This window comes from Pedococcus sp. 5OH_020, assembly GCF_027812955.1.
In the GTDB taxonomy this organism is placed as follows: Bacteria; Actinomycetota; Actinomycetes; order Actinomycetales; family Dermatophilaceae; genus Pedococcus.
Window position 1 is genome coordinate 52,939 of record NZ_JAPYZV010000004.1, and the last position, 14,515, is coordinate 67,453.

Annotated in this window: 11 protein-coding genes and 1 pseudogene; 4 read left to right on the plus strand and 8 right to left on the minus strand. The window is 71.6% G+C overall.

Features of this window, described 5'->3' with window-relative positions; genetic code table 11:
• Positions 1 to 71 precede the first annotated feature (71 nt).
• Positions 72 to 503 (plus strand): annotated as a pseudogene (locus PHA84_RS20780) (YczE/YyaS/YitT family protein); the annotation flags it as partial.
• 159 nt (positions 504 to 662) lie between these two features.
• Here the strand turns inward: PHA84_RS20780 and PHA84_RS08050 are convergent.
• A complete protein-coding gene (locus PHA84_RS08050; RefSeq protein ID WP_270887584.1) occupies positions 663 to 2,780 on the minus strand; it encodes a RecQ family ATP-dependent DNA helicase in 2,118 nt (705 codons plus the stop codon).
• A gap of 48 nt (positions 2,781 to 2,828) precedes the next feature.
• On the opposite strand from PHA84_RS08050, the gene PHA84_RS08055 reads away from it, so the two are divergent.
• Together PHA84_RS08055 and PHA84_RS08060 are read left to right on the plus strand one after the other, a co-directional pair.
• Positions 2,829 to 3,329 (plus strand): acyl-CoA thioesterase, encoded by a 501-nt coding sequence (locus PHA84_RS08055; protein WP_270887585.1) that lies wholly within the window; start codon positions 2,829 to 2,831, stop codon positions 3,327 to 3,329.
• Positions 3,329 to 3,982 (plus strand): hypothetical protein, encoded by a 654-nt coding sequence (locus PHA84_RS08060; protein WP_270887586.1) that lies wholly within the window; start codon positions 3,329 to 3,331, stop codon positions 3,980 to 3,982. The genes PHA84_RS08055 and PHA84_RS08060 overlap by 1 nt, the downstream gene beginning before the upstream one ends.
• Here the strand turns inward: PHA84_RS08060 and PHA84_RS08065 are convergent.
• Positions 3,964 to 5,382 carry an MFS transporter gene (locus PHA84_RS08065; RefSeq protein ID WP_270887587.1) on the minus strand — a complete coding sequence of 473 codons (1,419 nt, stop codon included), beginning with the start codon at positions 5,380 to 5,382 and terminating at the stop codon, positions 3,964 to 3,966. The two genes, PHA84_RS08060 and PHA84_RS08065, sit on opposite strands and share 19 nt — an antisense overlap.
• 68 nt (positions 5,383 to 5,450) lie before the next feature.
• The gene (locus PHA84_RS08070) at positions 5,451 to 6,563 is read right to left on the minus strand and encodes a carbohydrate kinase family protein (RefSeq protein WP_270887588.1); all 1,113 of its coding nucleotides are present in this window, start codon (positions 6,561 to 6,563) and stop codon (positions 5,451 to 5,453) included.
• A 107-nt stretch (positions 6,564 to 6,670) separates the two neighbouring features.
• Here PHA84_RS08070 and PHA84_RS08075 point away from each other — a divergent pair, with 107 nt between their 5' ends.
• Positions 6,671 to 8,011, plus strand: coding sequence for a 6-phospho-beta-glucosidase (locus tag PHA84_RS08075; RefSeq protein ID WP_270887589.1), 1,341 nt, complete (start codon positions 6,671 to 6,673; stop codon positions 8,009 to 8,011).
• 7 nt (positions 8,012 to 8,018) lie between these two features.
• Here PHA84_RS08075 and PHA84_RS08080 read toward each other — a convergent pair whose 3' ends face one another.
• The 5 genes from PHA84_RS08080 to pepN all read right to left on the minus strand — a co-directional run bounded on the left by PHA84_RS08080 (position 8,019) and on the right by pepN (position 14,507).
• Positions 8,019 to 8,819 (minus strand): glycerophosphodiester phosphodiesterase family protein, encoded by an 801-nt coding sequence (locus PHA84_RS08080; RefSeq protein ID WP_270887590.1) that lies wholly within the window; start codon positions 8,817 to 8,819, stop codon positions 8,019 to 8,021.
• 38 nt (positions 8,820 to 8,857) lie between these two features.
• Positions 8,858 to 10,558, minus strand: coding sequence for a glycoside hydrolase family 13 protein (locus tag PHA84_RS08085; protein ID WP_270887591.1), 1,701 nt, complete (start codon positions 10,556 to 10,558; stop codon positions 8,858 to 8,860).
• Between the two features lie 88 nt (positions 10,559 to 10,646).
• Entirely contained in the window at positions 10,647 to 11,042 is a 396-nt protein-coding gene (locus tag PHA84_RS08090) for a globin (RefSeq protein ID WP_270887592.1), read from the minus strand.
• Entirely contained in the window at positions 11,039 to 11,965 is a 927-nt protein-coding gene (locus tag PHA84_RS08095; RefSeq protein ID WP_270887593.1) for a mechanosensitive ion channel family protein, read from the minus strand. Before PHA84_RS08095 ends, PHA84_RS08090 begins: the two co-directional genes overlap by 4 nt.
• Positions 11,958 to 14,507 carry an aminopeptidase N gene (gene pepN, locus PHA84_RS08100; RefSeq protein ID WP_270887594.1) on the minus strand — a complete coding sequence of 850 codons (2,550 nt, stop codon included), beginning with the start codon at positions 14,505 to 14,507 and terminating at the stop codon, positions 11,958 to 11,960. Before pepN ends, PHA84_RS08095 begins: the two co-directional genes overlap by 8 nt.
• Between the last annotated feature and the right edge of the window lie 8 nt (positions 14,508 to 14,515).

Sequence of the window (14,515 nt, forward strand, 5' to 3'; positions counted from 1 at the left end):
CGGGTCGCACTGGCCGCCGCCTGGTCCAGCTGTTCGTAGGGCTCACGCTGTATGGCGTGTCGATGGCGATGATGCTGCGTGCGGGCCTCGGCCTCGACCCGTGGGACGTCTTCCACTACGGCGTCGCCACGCATCTGCCGCTGAGCTTCGGCACGGTGGTCATCATCGTGGGGGCTCTGGTGCTCCTGCTGTGGATCCCGTTGCGGCAGTGGCCGGGTCTGGGCACGGTGGCGAACGTCTTCGTCATCGGCCTGGCCACGGACGCCGCGCTCGCAGTGCTCACCGCACCGACCTCGCTGCCGCTGCGGGTCGTCCTCCTGGGCGCCGGGATCGTCCTCAACGGGCTGGCGGGCGCCCTCTACATCGGCAGCCAGTTCGGGCCCGGGCCTCGCGACGGCCTCATGACGGGACTGGTCCGGCGGACCGGTCGAAGCCTGCGACTGGTGCGGACCTCCCTCGAGCTGACTGTGCTCGCGGTCGGCTTCGCCCTCGGCGGCACGGTCGGCATCGGAACCATCCTCTACGCGCTGCTGATCGGCCCGACCGTCCAGGTGTTCCTCCCGCTCTTCACGGTCCCCCTCCCAGATCCGGAGCAGGCCCGTCACGAGCTCGGCAGGGCGAGCGGTACCCGACACCCACGCCGGCTCGGTGCGGCGCCCCGGTCACGCCTCCAGAGCCAGGACGAAGGGCAGCACGGCGCCGGCGCCGGCCAGCCGCAGCGCCTGGGCAGCGACGGTCAGCGTCCACCGCGACGAGGCGAGGTCGTCCACGAGCAGCACGGGCCCGTGCAGGCGGCCGAGTGCTGAGACCTGCGCCGGAGTGGCGCACAGCCGTCCCCAGACTCCTGCCAGCCTGAAGGCGCTGTTCCCGCCCGGCTCTCCGGTCGGCCCGCCATGCACGAGGTCCAGCGAACCGAGCCACTCCAGGCGGCCGAGCTCGGCGAGCCCACGCCCCAGCGACTCGACGAGCAGGGGTCTGGAGCGCGAGGGGACCGAGGCGACCGCCACCGGCCGGTCCTGCCAGTCCCAGTCGCGAAGGATCGGGATGCAGGCCCGCACCAGCTCGTCGGCCGCCGGAGCGTCGTCGGCCCGCAGGAGGGCCCGCAGCTGCTGCCCCCAGCCCAGGTCGGTGAGCCGTGCGACGGCACGCCCCGGACGCATCGCCTCGCCCGGGTCGATGCGACCCTTCACCGGCACGCCGAGCCGTTCCATGCCGGGAGGCCACTGGGCCCGGGGCTCGAGCTCGACCCCGACGCGGTCGAGCCGGACCCTCGCCGAGCTCACCGCGGTGTCGGGCACGGTCGTCGGGAACCAGACCCCCGCGCACGAGTCACATCTCCCGCACGGGGCGGCGGACGGGTCGTCGAGGGACTCCTGCAGGAAGGCCATCCGGCATTGGGACGTCTGCTCGTAGGCGAGCATGAGCTCCTGCTCGCGGAGGCGGGCAGCACTCACGCGGGCGTAGCGCTCGGCGTCGTACGTCCAGGGCTGTCCGGTGGACGCCCAGCCGCCGGCAACCCGCTGGACGGCGCCGTCCACGTCGAGCACCTTGAGGAGCAGCTCCAGGCGCGTGCGGCGGATGTCGACCACCGACTCGAGGACCGCCGTCGACAGGGGCTTGGCGGACGAGGCAAGCGCTGTCAGCACCGCGTCCGCCTGCTCCTGCCGCGGCATCGACGAGGAGGCGAAGTAGGCCCAGACGTCCTTGTCCTCCGGTCCGGGCAGGAGCAGCACGTCAGCGTGCTCCGTGGCGCGCCCGGCGCGCCCCACCTGCTGGTAGTAGGCGACGGGTGAGGAGGGCGCGCCCAGGTGCAGGACGAAGCCGAGGTCCGGCTTGTCGAACCCCATGCCGAGGGCCGAGGTCGCCACCAGAGCCTTCACCTGGTTGTCGCGCAGCATGGCCTCGAGGCGCTCCCGGTCGGCCGGGTCTGTTCGACCGGTGTAGGCGCGGACCTCATGCCCGGCCTCGCGCAGGGCTGCCGCGATGTCCTCAGCGCCGGAGACCGTGAGGGTGTACACGATGCCGCTGCCCGGCAGCGTCCCCAGATGGGCGAGGAGCCACGCGAGCCGCTGTTCGGGGGACGTCAGGCGCATGACTCCCAGCCGCAGTGAGCCGCGGGCCAAGCCGCCGCGCAAGGTCAGGACGTCGTGTCCACCCGTTCCGAGCTGCTCGACAACGTCCGTGACGACGCGCGCGTTGGCAGTGGCAGTGGTGGCGAGCACCGGGGTCCCGGCCGGCAGGGTCGTCAGCAGGTCACAAATGCGGCGGTAGTCGGGCCGGAAGTCGTGCCCCCAGTCCGACACGCAGTGCGCCTCGTCCACCACGAGCAGCCCACAGCGGCGAGCCAGGTCGGGCAGCTGTTCGTCACGGAAGCGTGGGTTGTTCAGCCGCTCCGGGCTGACCAGCAGGACGTCCACCTCGTCCGCTGCCAGCGCGGCGGAGACCAGGCCCCAGTCCTGGGCGTTGGCCGAGTTCATCGTCACTGCACGGATGCCCGCGCGCTCGGCGGCCGCGACCTGGTCCCGCATCAGCGCCAGGAGCGGCGAGACGATGACGGTCGGCCCGAACCCGGCGGCCCGGCGCAGAGCGGTGGCGACGAAGTAGACGGCGGACTTGCCCCAGCCGGTCCGTTGCACGACCAGCACCCGGCGCTGCTCTCCGACGAGGGCAGCCACCGCGTCGAGCTGGCCGTCGCGGAAGTCGGCGGCGTCGGCACCGACCAGCCTCCGGAGCACCTGGGTGGCCTGGGCGCGCAGGTCGAGGGCGGCGGTCGTCTCCATGACGCACACCGTATGCCGCCGTGCCGACAGCCCTGCCAGGATGGGCCCATGCCAGAGGAGCAGCGCTACGGTCCGAGCACCCGCTACCGCGTCAACGTACCGCTGCGCTGGAGCGACATGGACGCCTACGGCCACGTGAACAACGTGCAGTTCCTCCGGCTGCTGGAGGACGCACGGGTCATCGGGTTCGACGAGTGGTTCGGGCAGGACCGGTCGGTGCTGTCCGAAGGGATCCTCGTGGCCCGTCACGAGATCGAGTACCTGGCGCCCCTGCAGTTCCGTGTGCCGCCGATCGTCGTGGAGATGTGGGCGACGCGGATCGGCGGGGCCGGCTTCGACCTGGCCTACGAGGTGCGCGAGCGCGCCGGAGAAGGCAGTGCGCAGAGCGCGGTGCCGACCGGTGGTGACACCCTCTACGCGCGGGCCGAGACGACGCTGGTCCTCTACGACTTCGCCACCTCCACGCCACGACGCATGGACCCGACTCTGCGGTCCCGACTCGAGGCCCACGCCGGCGAGCCGGTGCCGTTCCGGTGGCGGCGGCGCTGATGCGCCTCACCCTTCCCGATGCCCAGACCACCGAGGACCTGAGGACGTACGTCGCGCGCGCCCGTTCGGCCGACGAGGAGGGCGCCATCCGGCTGCAGGCGTCCGGTACGACGTTGGCGGCGTATGTCGGCATCCTCCCCGGCATGGGGCTGATGGCGCAGGGCGCGGTGGTGGGCCTGCGCACCATGCGTCTGGCCGACCCGGCCGAGGTCGACGTGACGGTGTCGCTGGCGGCAGTGGCGGACCGCCTCGCGCGCGGGGGTGGGACGGCGCTGGAGCTTCCGCCGCTGCCGGTGCGGGTGGGGTGGGCGGCCGTGGCCCCGCCGCGCAGTGGCTGGGAGCGGGTAGGTGCCCTCAGCGCCCAGGACGTCGTCGCCGTGGCGCGGGCGGGTATCGCGGAGGTCGCAGCGGGGACGCCGGACGACGCCGGAGCACAGGCGGTCGCCGCACTGCGCCGCCGGGTCTGGAGCCGTTCGACGACGACGACACCACCGATCCCGGCCGGAGGTGCCTTCGCCGCCTACGTCCTGGGCTTCACCGGCTCATCCGGCTCAGCTGGTGAACCGGCCTCACCCGGCCAGGTCGTCACCGTGTGGGCGCACGGCCGATGGACGCGGTTGACCACTGCGGCCGGTCATGTCCTGATGCGCTGACCCGCGACGGTCACCAGGGCCGCCACGACGCTCAGGCCGAGCCACATCGCGACGAACACGGGGGCGTCGTGCCCTGCGGTGGTGTGCAGCGTCGCGAAGACGGCCCCCGCCGCCGCGATCCCGATCACGGAGCCGAGGACGTCGGACAGCTGCAGCGACGACGATGTGGAGCCGTGGTCGGCGGGCACCGACAGGAGCAGCGAGATGACGGACAGGCTGGCGGTACCCAGACCCATGCCGAGGCCGCAGGCGACGAGGCTCAGCGCGGTGAGGTACGGGTTCCAGCCCAGGTGCGTGACGGCCACGATGGAAAGCAGCCCGCAGGTGAGCAGCAGGCCTCCCACCGACACCAGATGGTAGCGCCGGCCGGCCCAGCGGTCCTGTCCCTGCACCCACGATCCGGCCGACCACCCCAGCGACCCCACCGCCAGGATGGCTCCCGCCGCTCGCAGCGACAGCCCTCGCTCGTTGACGAGCATGAGTGGCACGTACGTGACCGTGCCGAAGAAGGAGCAGGTGAGCAGGAACCGGGCCAGCATCACCGAGGGCAGGCCCCTTCGCATGACCCACGTACCGGCCGGCAGCAGGAGCGGCGCGACGACAGCCACGCCGGCGACGCCGGTCAGGGCCACCACCGTCCGCACCGACAGGCGGAGCTCCAGGTCGTGGGTGCCCCACTGGACCGCCCCCGCCGACGCCGAGATCAGGACGCCCAGCCAGGCCGCGCGGACATGCTGGCGCCGGGTGCGGCCCGGCTCCTCCACGACCTTGCTCGCGGCGGCGATCTGCGTCCGCCGGGCGAGCACCGCCGCCAGCGCAACCACCACGGGGACCACGACCATCCAGAAGACCCAGCGCCACGACCACGTCGTGGTGACCCAGGCCGCGACCGGGGGACCCAGCAGCGAGGGCAGCACCCACGCCGCCGAGATGACGCTGAAGACCTTGGGCCGCAACGGTTCCGGGTAGGCTCGACCCACCACGACGTACGCCGCCACGATGATGAGTCCGGCCCCCAGTCCCGCGACCGCGCGGCCGAGGAGGAACGGCGAGAACCCCGTCGCCGAACCGCAGCCCGCACAGCCGACGGCGAAGAGCAGCTGCCCGGTGTAGAGCGACGGCAGGGGGCCCGACCGGTCGCACCAGACGCCCGCGAGCACGATGCCGAGCAGCTGCGTCGTGAGCATCACCGAGAACGCGAGCCCGTAGGACCGCACGGCGTCCAGCTCCCGCGCGGCGTCCGGCATCGCCGTCGACACCGCCATGCCCTCGAAGGCGATGACCGTGATGAGCGCCACGAGGGCCAAGGACATCAACAGGTATGCCGGCTGGAACACGCCGAGCCGCTGGTCGTCCACCTCCGGGACGCCCGCGGGAGGGCGAGGCTGGGCAGTGGTCACTGGGTCAAGGGTAGGGGAGCCGGGTACCAGCGCCGAGGGCGGCGGGGTCGCCTCGGCGCCACCCGACGTCAGACGTCGGACTGCTTGGCGACGGTGGCCGCGGCCCGCCGCGTCGCGCCTCTGGGCACCGTCGACACGAGGTCGTCGAGGAAGCCGTAGCGGCGCAGCACCGAGCGGGTGGCCGCGCTGCCGTCCACCCGCGCCTGGGCCCGGTGCCACCAGTCCGCGATGTCGCCCCAGCCGGGGGCGGCCAGCGAGCCGCCGAACTCCTGCACCGCCAGCGCAGAGCAGAGAGCGGCGAAGTTGAGCCGGTCGGCGAGCGGCCATCCGGCCAGGGTGCCCATGGTGACTGCGGCGTCGAAGACGTCTCCGGCCCCGGTGGGGTCGATCGCGTTGACACGCAGGGCCGGGACGCTGACCTCCTCGCCGGTGGTGTTGTCGATGGCGAGGGCGCCGTCGTCGCCGTTCGTCACGACCGCCAGCGGAACGAGGTCGGCGAGTGCATAGAGCGCGTCCTGTGCCGACTCCGTCCGGGTGTACGCCATCGCCTCCACGGCGTTGGGCAGGAACCCGTGGCAGTGCTCGAGCTGGTCCAGCACCGCGCGGGGCCACGTCCCGGACTCGTCCCAGCCGACGTCTGCGAAGAGCAGCGCACCCGTGGCCCTGGCCCGCTCGGCCCACTCGCGCTCCTCGTCACCAGCACCCAGCGGGTGCTGTGCGCTGAGCTCGAGCAGCACCGCCCGGGCACGCGGTGGGGTCCCGATCATGGCGGACGCCGCCTGGGGGGCGGCATGGCCGTGGGTCACCATCCGCCGGTCCCGGTTCACCGAGATCGACACCGTGACCGGTGAGTGCCAGCCCGGGTAGCGGCGCGACCGGGACAGGTCCACCCCCTCCTGCTCCTCCAGGGTGCGCCAGCAGAACTCGCCGTAGTCGTCGTCGCTGAAGGCCGCCCCGAGGGAGGTGTGCAGCCCGAGCCGGGAGGCGGCGACGGCGAGGTTCGCGATCCCTCCGGGACATGACCCCATCCCCTCCGCCCACACCTCGGTGCCGTTCTTCGGCAGCCGCGAGAGCCCTGTGAAGATGATGTCGAGGAACACCATGCCGTGCAGGAAGACGTCGACGTCCGGGTCGTCCAGCGCGCGCAGGTGCGCGAGCGGGTCGAACGCCGGGGCCGTCACGTCGTCATCGTGGCGTGGCCGGCAGGGCACCGCAAGGCCGTCCGGCGTTGCTACGTTGCTCGGGTGACGACGGTGCACTCCCACGACGTGGCTGACGAGGACCAGTGGTGAAGCTCGCCATCCTCGGGGGAGGAGGTTTCCGGGTCCCGCTGGTGTACGGGGCCCTGCTGAGCGACGGGAAGGGGCCGGGTGTCGACGAGGTATGGCTGTACGACACCGACGGGTCCCGGCTGCGCGCTGTCGGCGCGGTGCTCGACCAGCAGACGGCCGGCCGGCGGGGCGCTCCTTCGGTCCGGGCCACCATGGACCTCGATGAGGCGCTGGCCGGAGCGCACTTCGTCTTCTCGGCCATCCGGGTCGGCGGCCTGCACGGCAGGACGGTCGACGAGCGGGTCGCCCTCGACCTCGGCGTGCTGGGCCAGGAGACGACGGGGCCAGGGGGGCTCGCCTACGGGCTGCGCACGGTACCGGCCGCACTGGCCATCGCCGAGCGCGCCCGGCGCGTTGCCCCGGACGCCTGGTTCATCAACTTCACCAACCCTGCCGGACTCGTCACCGAGGCGATGCAGGCGGTCCTCGGTGACCGCGTGGTCGGCATCTGCGACTCGCCGATCGCGCTGGCGCGCAGGGCTGCTCGCACGTTGGGCCTTCCCCCGGAGGGGACCACGATCGACTACGTCGGCCTGAACCATCTGGGCTGGCTGCGGGGCCTGGAGCACGAGGGGGTCGACCGGCTCCCCGCCCTGCTCGCCGACGCAGAGCTGCTGGGCGGCATGGAAGAGGGACGGCTGTTCGGCGCCCCGTGGCTGCAGTCGCTGGGCTCCGTCCCGAACGAGTACCTCTACTACTACTACTTCACCCGGGAGGCGCTCGGCGGCATCGCGGCGGCCGGCCAGACCCGCGGTGAGTATCTGCGCGACCAGCAGGCGGCGTTCTACGAGACCGTGGCCCGGGAGCCGGAGCAGGCGCTCGCGCACTGGCGGCGGGTGCGCGAGGAACGGGACGCCAGCTACATGCGCGAGGCGCGCACCGAGGGGGAACAACGTGATGCCTTGGACGTCTCGGGCGGTGGCTACGAGGGCGTGGCGCTCGCGCTCATGGCGGCGCTCGCAGGCGGGTCGCCCGACACAATGATCCTCAACGTGCGCAACGCGGGCGCCGTCGCGGGCCTGCCCGTGGACGCCGTCGTGGAGGTGCCCTGCAGCGTCGATGCCGCGGGGGCCGTGGCGCTGCCGGTCGCCCCGGTGGAGGGTCACCAGCTGGGGCTCATGCAGCAGGTGAAGGCCGTCGAGCGGCTGGTGATCGAGGCCGTCGTGGACCACTCGGAGACAGCGGCGCTCAAGGCGTTCGCGCTGCACCCGCTCGTGGACTCCGTGACGACCGCTCGGCAGCTCCTGCACGGCTACCGGAGCCGGTCGCCGGAGGTCGAGGCTGTGTTCAGGGGCTGAGCCGGGCTCAGGCCACCGGCCGCAGGGGCACCCCGCGCTTCGCGAGCACATCGGCCAGGGTGTCGATGCGGTCCGAGACGATCCCGTCGACGCCGAGGTCGAGCAGCCGGTTCATCTCGTCCGCGTCGTCGATGGTCCATACGTGGACGTGCTTGCCGAGGGCGTGCGCGCGCTCGACCAGCGCGGGAGAGGCGAGGTCCAGCCGCCGACCGGCGAGGAGCTGGCCCGCGGGGACCTGCAGGACGGGGGCCGGCGAGCGCAGCCACGAGGCGAGCCGTGACGGCGTGAAGCGCAGTGTGCCGATCTCCGCCGGACCGGCCGCAGTCGCGACCATCGGGCCCAGCAGCCGCCGGACCGCCCGAAGCCGGCGGTCCGAGAAGGAGCCGACGCAGACCCGGTCCTGCGCGCGATGGGACCGGACGACTGCCGCGAGCGGCTCGATGGCCCCCGCTGCCTTGACGTCGATGTTGAACCGGGTGTCCGGGAACTCCTCGAGCAGGTCCGAGAGCAGAGGCACGGGCTCGCGGCCGCTGATCCTGGCCTGCTGCACCGTGCTCCACGAGAGGTCCGCGATCCGGCCGCGCTGGTCGGTGACCCGGTCCAGCCTGCGGTCGTGGAACGCCAGCAGCCGGCCGTCGGCGGTGGCGTGGACGTCGGTCTCCAGGTACCGGTACCCCATGGCCACCGCGAGGCGGAACGCCGCCATGGAGTTCTCCAGCCCAAGGTTCTCGGTGACCTTGGCCCCACCACGATGCGCGAGGCCGATGGGCGTCCGGCTGTCGAAGTAGGCGAAGTCGGCTGCTCTCACGGTCCCAGTCTGCCCCGAGACCGGGACCGTGAGGGATGCTAGACGGCCGCCCAGACCGTGGTGTCCGTGGGAACCTCGTCTTCCCCCGTCAGCGGGCCTGAGGCCACCAGGACCTCCGCCCCCGGCGGCAGGCGCACCGGCTCCTCACCGAGGTTGGTCAGCAGCAGGGTGCGTTCGCCACGACCGGTGTTGAGCAGCGCCACGACGTCGTCCGGGAGACCCTCCAGGAGCTGGAGCCCACCGGAGCCGAGGGCGCGCTCGCGCCGCAGCCGCAGCACCTGCCGGTAGAGCTCGAGGGTGGAGCCGTCGACGCCGTCCTGCTGGTCCACGGCGTACTCGCCGTAGATCGGCGGTTGGGGCAGCCACGTCTGCCCCGAGGGGCCGAAACCGAACGACGGGGCATCCTTCTTCCACGGGATCGGGACCCGGCAGCCGTCTCGGCCGACCTCCTCGCCGTTGCTGCGCAGGAAGGTCGGGTCCTGTCGGTACTGGGCCTCCAGGTCGGTGGAGTCCGGCAGGCCGAGCTCCTCGCCCTGGTAGATGTACGCGCTGCCCGGGAGGCCGAGCATGAGGAGGGTGGCTGCCCGGGCGCGGCGCAGGCCCAGCTCGCGGTCGGGCTGGGGGTCCTGCGCGCTGATGCCGTTGGGGCGGCGCTGACCGACGGGGAGACCGAGCCGCGAGGCGTGGCGCACCACGTCGTGGTTCGACAGCACCCAGGTGCTGGGGGCGCCGACGCTGTCCGCCGCCTTCAGCGACGAGTCGATCACCTCGCGCAGGTCCTCGGCCCGCCACTGCGCCTGGAGGAAGTCGAAGTTGAACGCCTGGTGCATCTCGTCGGGTCGCACATACCGGACTGCGCGCTCCTGCGGCCGCACCCATGCCTCGGCGCACAGGATGCGGTCCGGCTTTCCATAGCTGTCCAGGACCTTGCGCCACGAGCGGTAGACCTCGTGGACGCCGTCCTGGTCCCACATCGGCGGCATGGGGGCCCCCGGCCTCACCTCGCCGTCGAGGATGTGCAGCTCGGCGTCGTAGTTCGGCAGGCCTGCCTCTTTGACGAGCCCATGGGCGACGTCCACGCGGAAGCCGTCGATCCCCCGGTCCAGCCAGAACCTCAGGATCGCCTCGAACTCCTCGCGGACCTCGGCGTTGTCCCAGTTGAAGTCCGGCTGCTTGACGTCGAACAGGTGCAGGTACCACTGGCCCGGTGTGCCGTCGGCCTCCGTCACGCGCGTCCAGCCCTGGCCGCCGAAGACGGAGTGCCAGTCGTTCGGCGGCTCGCTGCCGTCCGGGCCGCGGCCGTCACGGAAGATGTACCTGTTCCGCTCGCGGCTTCCGGGACCGGCGGCCAGGGCGGCCTGGAACCACGGGTGCTCGTCGGAGCTGTGGTTGGGCACGAGGTCGACGATCACCTTGAGCCCGAGCTCGTGTGCCTTCGCCACCAAGGCGTCCGCATCCTCCAGCGTCCCGAACAGCGGGTCGATGTCGCGGTAGTCAGCGACGTCGTACCCGGCATCCGCCTGAGGGGACCGGTAGAACGGGCTGAGCCACACCGCGTCGACCCCCAGAGCCTGCAGGTACGGGAGCCGCTGCGTCACACCGGGCAGGTCGCCGACGCCGTCCCCGTCGCCGTCGGCCCAGGACCGCGGGTAGATCTGGTAGATCACCGCATGACGCCACCAGGTGGCGTCCTCGGTGGCGGCGGGGTGGATGAGCTGGCTGGAGAGCGTGTCGGTCACGAGTACCAATGCTGACGCATGCGTGGCCGTCGCGAAAACCGAGATCCGCCCGTCTTGCTGGGTGAACGCGGTGATGCGGGTGCGCTCACTACTCGTCGAAGGAGTTCACCATGCTGTGCGCCGCGCGGTCCAGGTAGTCGCGGAGCAGCAGGTCGTGGGCCGGTGCCAGGTTCAGGCTGTCGACGGCCGCCATCATGTGGTGCAGCCAGCGGTCTCGCTGTGCAGGGGTGACCTTGAACGGATGGTGCCGCATCCGCAGCCGGGGATGGCCCCGCTGCTGGGAGTACGTCGTCGGCCCGCCCCAGTACTGCTCCAGGAACAGGCGCAGCCGCTCCTCCGCCGGGCGCAGGTCCTCCTCGGGGTACAGCGCTCGCAGGGCGGCGTCGCCTGACACGCCGCGGTAGAACTCCGCCACGAGCCTGCGGAAGGTGTCGTGTCCGCCGACCTCCTCGTAGAAGGTGACGGGTCGTCCGGGTGAGGTCATACGCCCGCCACCGGTCCGAACGGCATGATCGCGGGACCCTTCACGCCGTGCTCGTCGAACGCCGCCTTGACCCGTTCCCGGATCTCGCGCGAGACGCCCAGCTCCTGCTGAGGTGCTGTCTTCGCCAGCACTCGGATCGTCATCACCGAGCCGGTCATCGACTCCACTCCCATCACCTGCGGCTCCTCGAGCAGCTTGTCCTTCCACTGCGGCGACTCGTCCAGCTCCTGCACCACGGTACGGATGATCGGCAGGACCCGCTCGAGCGACTCGGAGTAGGCGACCGGGATGTCGACGGTCGCCGTCGCCCAGCCCTGGCTCCTGTTGCCGATCCTCACGATCTCGCCGTTGCGGATGTACCAGATGACGCCCTGGCCGTCGCGCAGCCTCGTCACCCGCAGGGTGACCTCCTCCACCGTGCCGATGGCCTCTCCGGTGTCCACGACGTCGCCGACCCCGTACTGGTCCTCGAGGATCATGAAGATCCCGGACAGGAAGTCCTTGACCAGGCTCTGGGCTCCGAAGCCCAGTGCGACCCCGCCGACTCCCGCGGAGGCGAGCAGGGGCGCGAGCGGGATATCGAAGACCGCCATCACCGTGAGGATGGTGATGAGCGCGATCACGAACGTCACGATGCTGCGCAGCAGGGAGGCCATCGTCAGGGTGCGTTGCCGATGTCGCTCGTGCAGCGCGCCGGCGGCCTGCGCCAGCACCCGCCCGGCCCGGCTCGCCTGCCCCCCGCGACGAGCGTCCGAGCGTGCCAGCGTCACCGTGACGACCCGCCCGATGGAACGCAGCAGCACCCACCGCAGCACCAGCGCGGCCGCCACGCTGATGACGACCATCAGCGGCCGTCCGGTGAACCAGCTCCACACGGCCTGGGGCGTCAGCTCCGCGACCGCACGCAGAAGTGCCTCAGGCATCGGCATCCCGGGCTTGGGCTCGCAGCGCGCGGGCCACGCCGTCGCGGTTCTCGGCGACGAGCCGGACGAGGCCGGCAGGAGCGTCGTGATGCGTGGCCAGCCACTGCTCGGAGGCGTCGAGCAGCTCCTGGTCGGCCAGCACGCTCGGGTAGAAGGTGGTCAGCACGACCTCCGCGATCGCGTGCGTCCGCGACTCCCAGAGGCTGACGAGGCAGTCGTGGTACCGCGCGACGAAGGGGCGCAGCACCTGCGGGTCGGTGGCTCGACCGAAACCCTGGCCGATCGCCTCGATGATGGTGTTGGGCAGGCCTTCGCCCTCGACGGCCTCGCGCCAGGCAGCCTCCTTGCGCTCCGGCGTAGGCATGACAGCCAGCGCCTTGGCGGCCCGCTCGCGTCCGGTCAGGGTGTTGTCCCGTTCCTGTTCGGCCGCGATCTCCTGCTCCGTGGCTGCGCCGACCGCCGCCATCGCCGTGAGCAGCGTCCACCGCATCTCGGTGTCGATGGCCAGACCCGGCAGCTCCTGCGTCCCGTCGAACAGGCCACGCAGGTATGCAGCGTCCGCACCGCCGCGCTGCAGGGCGGCGTACGTGGTGACGAGCTGGAGCTGGGCGTCGCTGCCGGGCTCCGCGGCCGCGGCCAGGTCCCGGAGTGCGGCGACCGCGGACTCCAGGGTGGCCTCACGGTGCTGCGGTGCGACATAGACCTGAAGGGTGGTCTGGAGCTGGCCGAGGGTGGTACGCAGCATGGTGGAGTTGGTCTCACCCGGCAGGGTCGCCAGGACCAGGCTGACGAAGTCGCGGCCAGACATCTCGGCGTCGCGGGTCATGTCCCAGGCGGCGCCGAGGACGAGTGCGCGGGGCAGGCTGCTCTGGAAACCGCGCGGGTGCGCCAGCGCCGTGCCGAGCGAGCGCTCGTCCAGCCGGATCTTGGCGTACGCGAGGTCGTCGTCGTTGACCAGCACCAGGTCGGGCATCTCGCGTCCGACGAGCTCCGGCAGCGCAGTGCTGCTGCCCTCGACGTCGAGCTCCAGGCGGTCGGTCCGGACCAGGGAGCCGTCCTGTACCCGGTACAGGCCGACGGCGAGCCGGTGCGGACGCAGCGTCGCGTACGCCGGTGCGTGGGTCTGCTCGATGACCGCGGAGGAGACCAGGCCCCGGTCGTCCGTCTCGATGAGGGGACGCAGGGTGTTCACGCCGGCCGTCTCCAGCCACAGCTTCGACCAGGTGCCGAGGTCGCGTCCGGAGGTCTCCTCCAGCTCACCCAGCAGGTCCTGGAGGGTGGTGTTCCCCCACGCGTGCTTGGCGAAGTAGGAGCGAAGGCCCGCGACGAAGGGCTCGCGCCCCACGTAGGCCACCAGCTGCTTGAGGACCGAGGCGCCCTTGGCGTAGGTGATGCCGTCGAAGTTGACCTCGACGTCCTCCAGGTCGCGGATCGGCGCGACGATGGGGTGCGTGGAGGAGAGCTGGTCCTGCCGGTAGGCCCACGCCTTCTCCGAGATGCCGAAGGTGGTCCACGCGGACTCCCACTGCGTGGCCTCCGCCTGGCACGTGGTGGAGGCCCACTCAGCGAAGGACTCGTTGAGCCACAGGTCGTTCCACCACTTCATCGTCACCAGGTTGCCGAACCACATGTGCGCCAGCTCGTGCAGCAGGGTCAGCGCCCGGCGCTCGACGAGAGCCTCGGTGACCTTCGCGCGAAAGACGTACACCTCGTTGATGGTGACGGCGCCGGCGTTCTCCATCGCGCCCATGTTGTACTCGGGCGTGAAGAGCTGGTCGTACTTCTCGAACGGGTACTCGCAGTCGAACTCGCTCTCGAAGAAGGCGAACCCGCGCTTGGTGGCGTCGAAGATGTTGTCCGCGTCCAGGTGCTCGAGCATCGACCGCCGGCAGAAGATGCCCAGCGGGACGGTCCCACGGCGCGTGATCACCTCGTCGCGCACCACCGCGTACGGGCCGGCCACCAGGGCGGTGATGTAGCTGGACATCCGCGGGGTCGGCGCGAAGTCCCATCTGCTCACCCCGTCCCGCACGACCGTCGGCTCAGGCGTGGGCGAGTTGGACACCACCTGCCAGTGCGAGGGCGCCGTGACGGTGAACGCATAGCTCGCCTTGAGGTCGGGCTGCTCGAACACCGCGAACATCCGGCGTGAGTCCGCGACCTCGAACTGGGAGTAGAGGTAGACCTCGTCGTCGACCGGGTCGACGAACCGGTGCAGCCCCTCGCCCGTGTTCATGTAGGCGGCCGTCGCCTCGATCGTCAGAGTGTTGTGCTCGGCCAGGTCCGGCAGGCTGACCCGCACCCCGTCGAAGTGTTCGGCCGGGTCGAGCGACCGGCCGTTCAGGGTGATGGAGCCCACCGACGGAGCAATCAGGTCGATGAAGGTGTCGTCGCCGGGTCTGCCGCTGGCGAAGGTGACGGTCGTGGTGCTCGCGAACGTGGTGTCGCTCGTCGTGAGGTCGAGGGCCACGTCGTAGTGGTCGACGGTGATCGCGGCGGCACGGGTCACGGCCTCGTCGCGGGTCAGGTTCTTGCCGGGCACGGAGCTCT

What these genes read in the sequence shown, in the direction of transcription:
- PHA84_RS08090 (WP_270887592.1), bottom strand. Translation starts at nt 11,042, where the DNA reads ATGACCTCACCCGGACGACCCGTCACCTTCTACGAGGAGGTCGGCGGA.
- PHA84_RS08060 (WP_270887586.1), top strand. Translation starts at nt 3,329, where the DNA reads ATGCGCCTCACCCTTCCCGATGCCCAGACCACCGAGGACCTGAGGACG.
- PHA84_RS08050 (WP_270887584.1), bottom strand. Translation starts at nt 2,780, where the DNA reads ATGGAGACGACCGCCGCCCTCGACCTGCGCGCCCAGGCCACCCAGGTG.
- PHA84_RS08055 (WP_270887585.1), top strand. Translation starts at nt 2,829, where the DNA reads ATGCCAGAGGAGCAGCGCTACGGTCCGAGCACCCGCTACCGCGTCAAC.
- PHA84_RS08095 (WP_270887593.1), bottom strand. Translation starts at nt 11,965, where the DNA reads ATGCCTGAGGCACTTCTGCGTGCGGTCGCGGAGCTGACGCCCCAGGCC.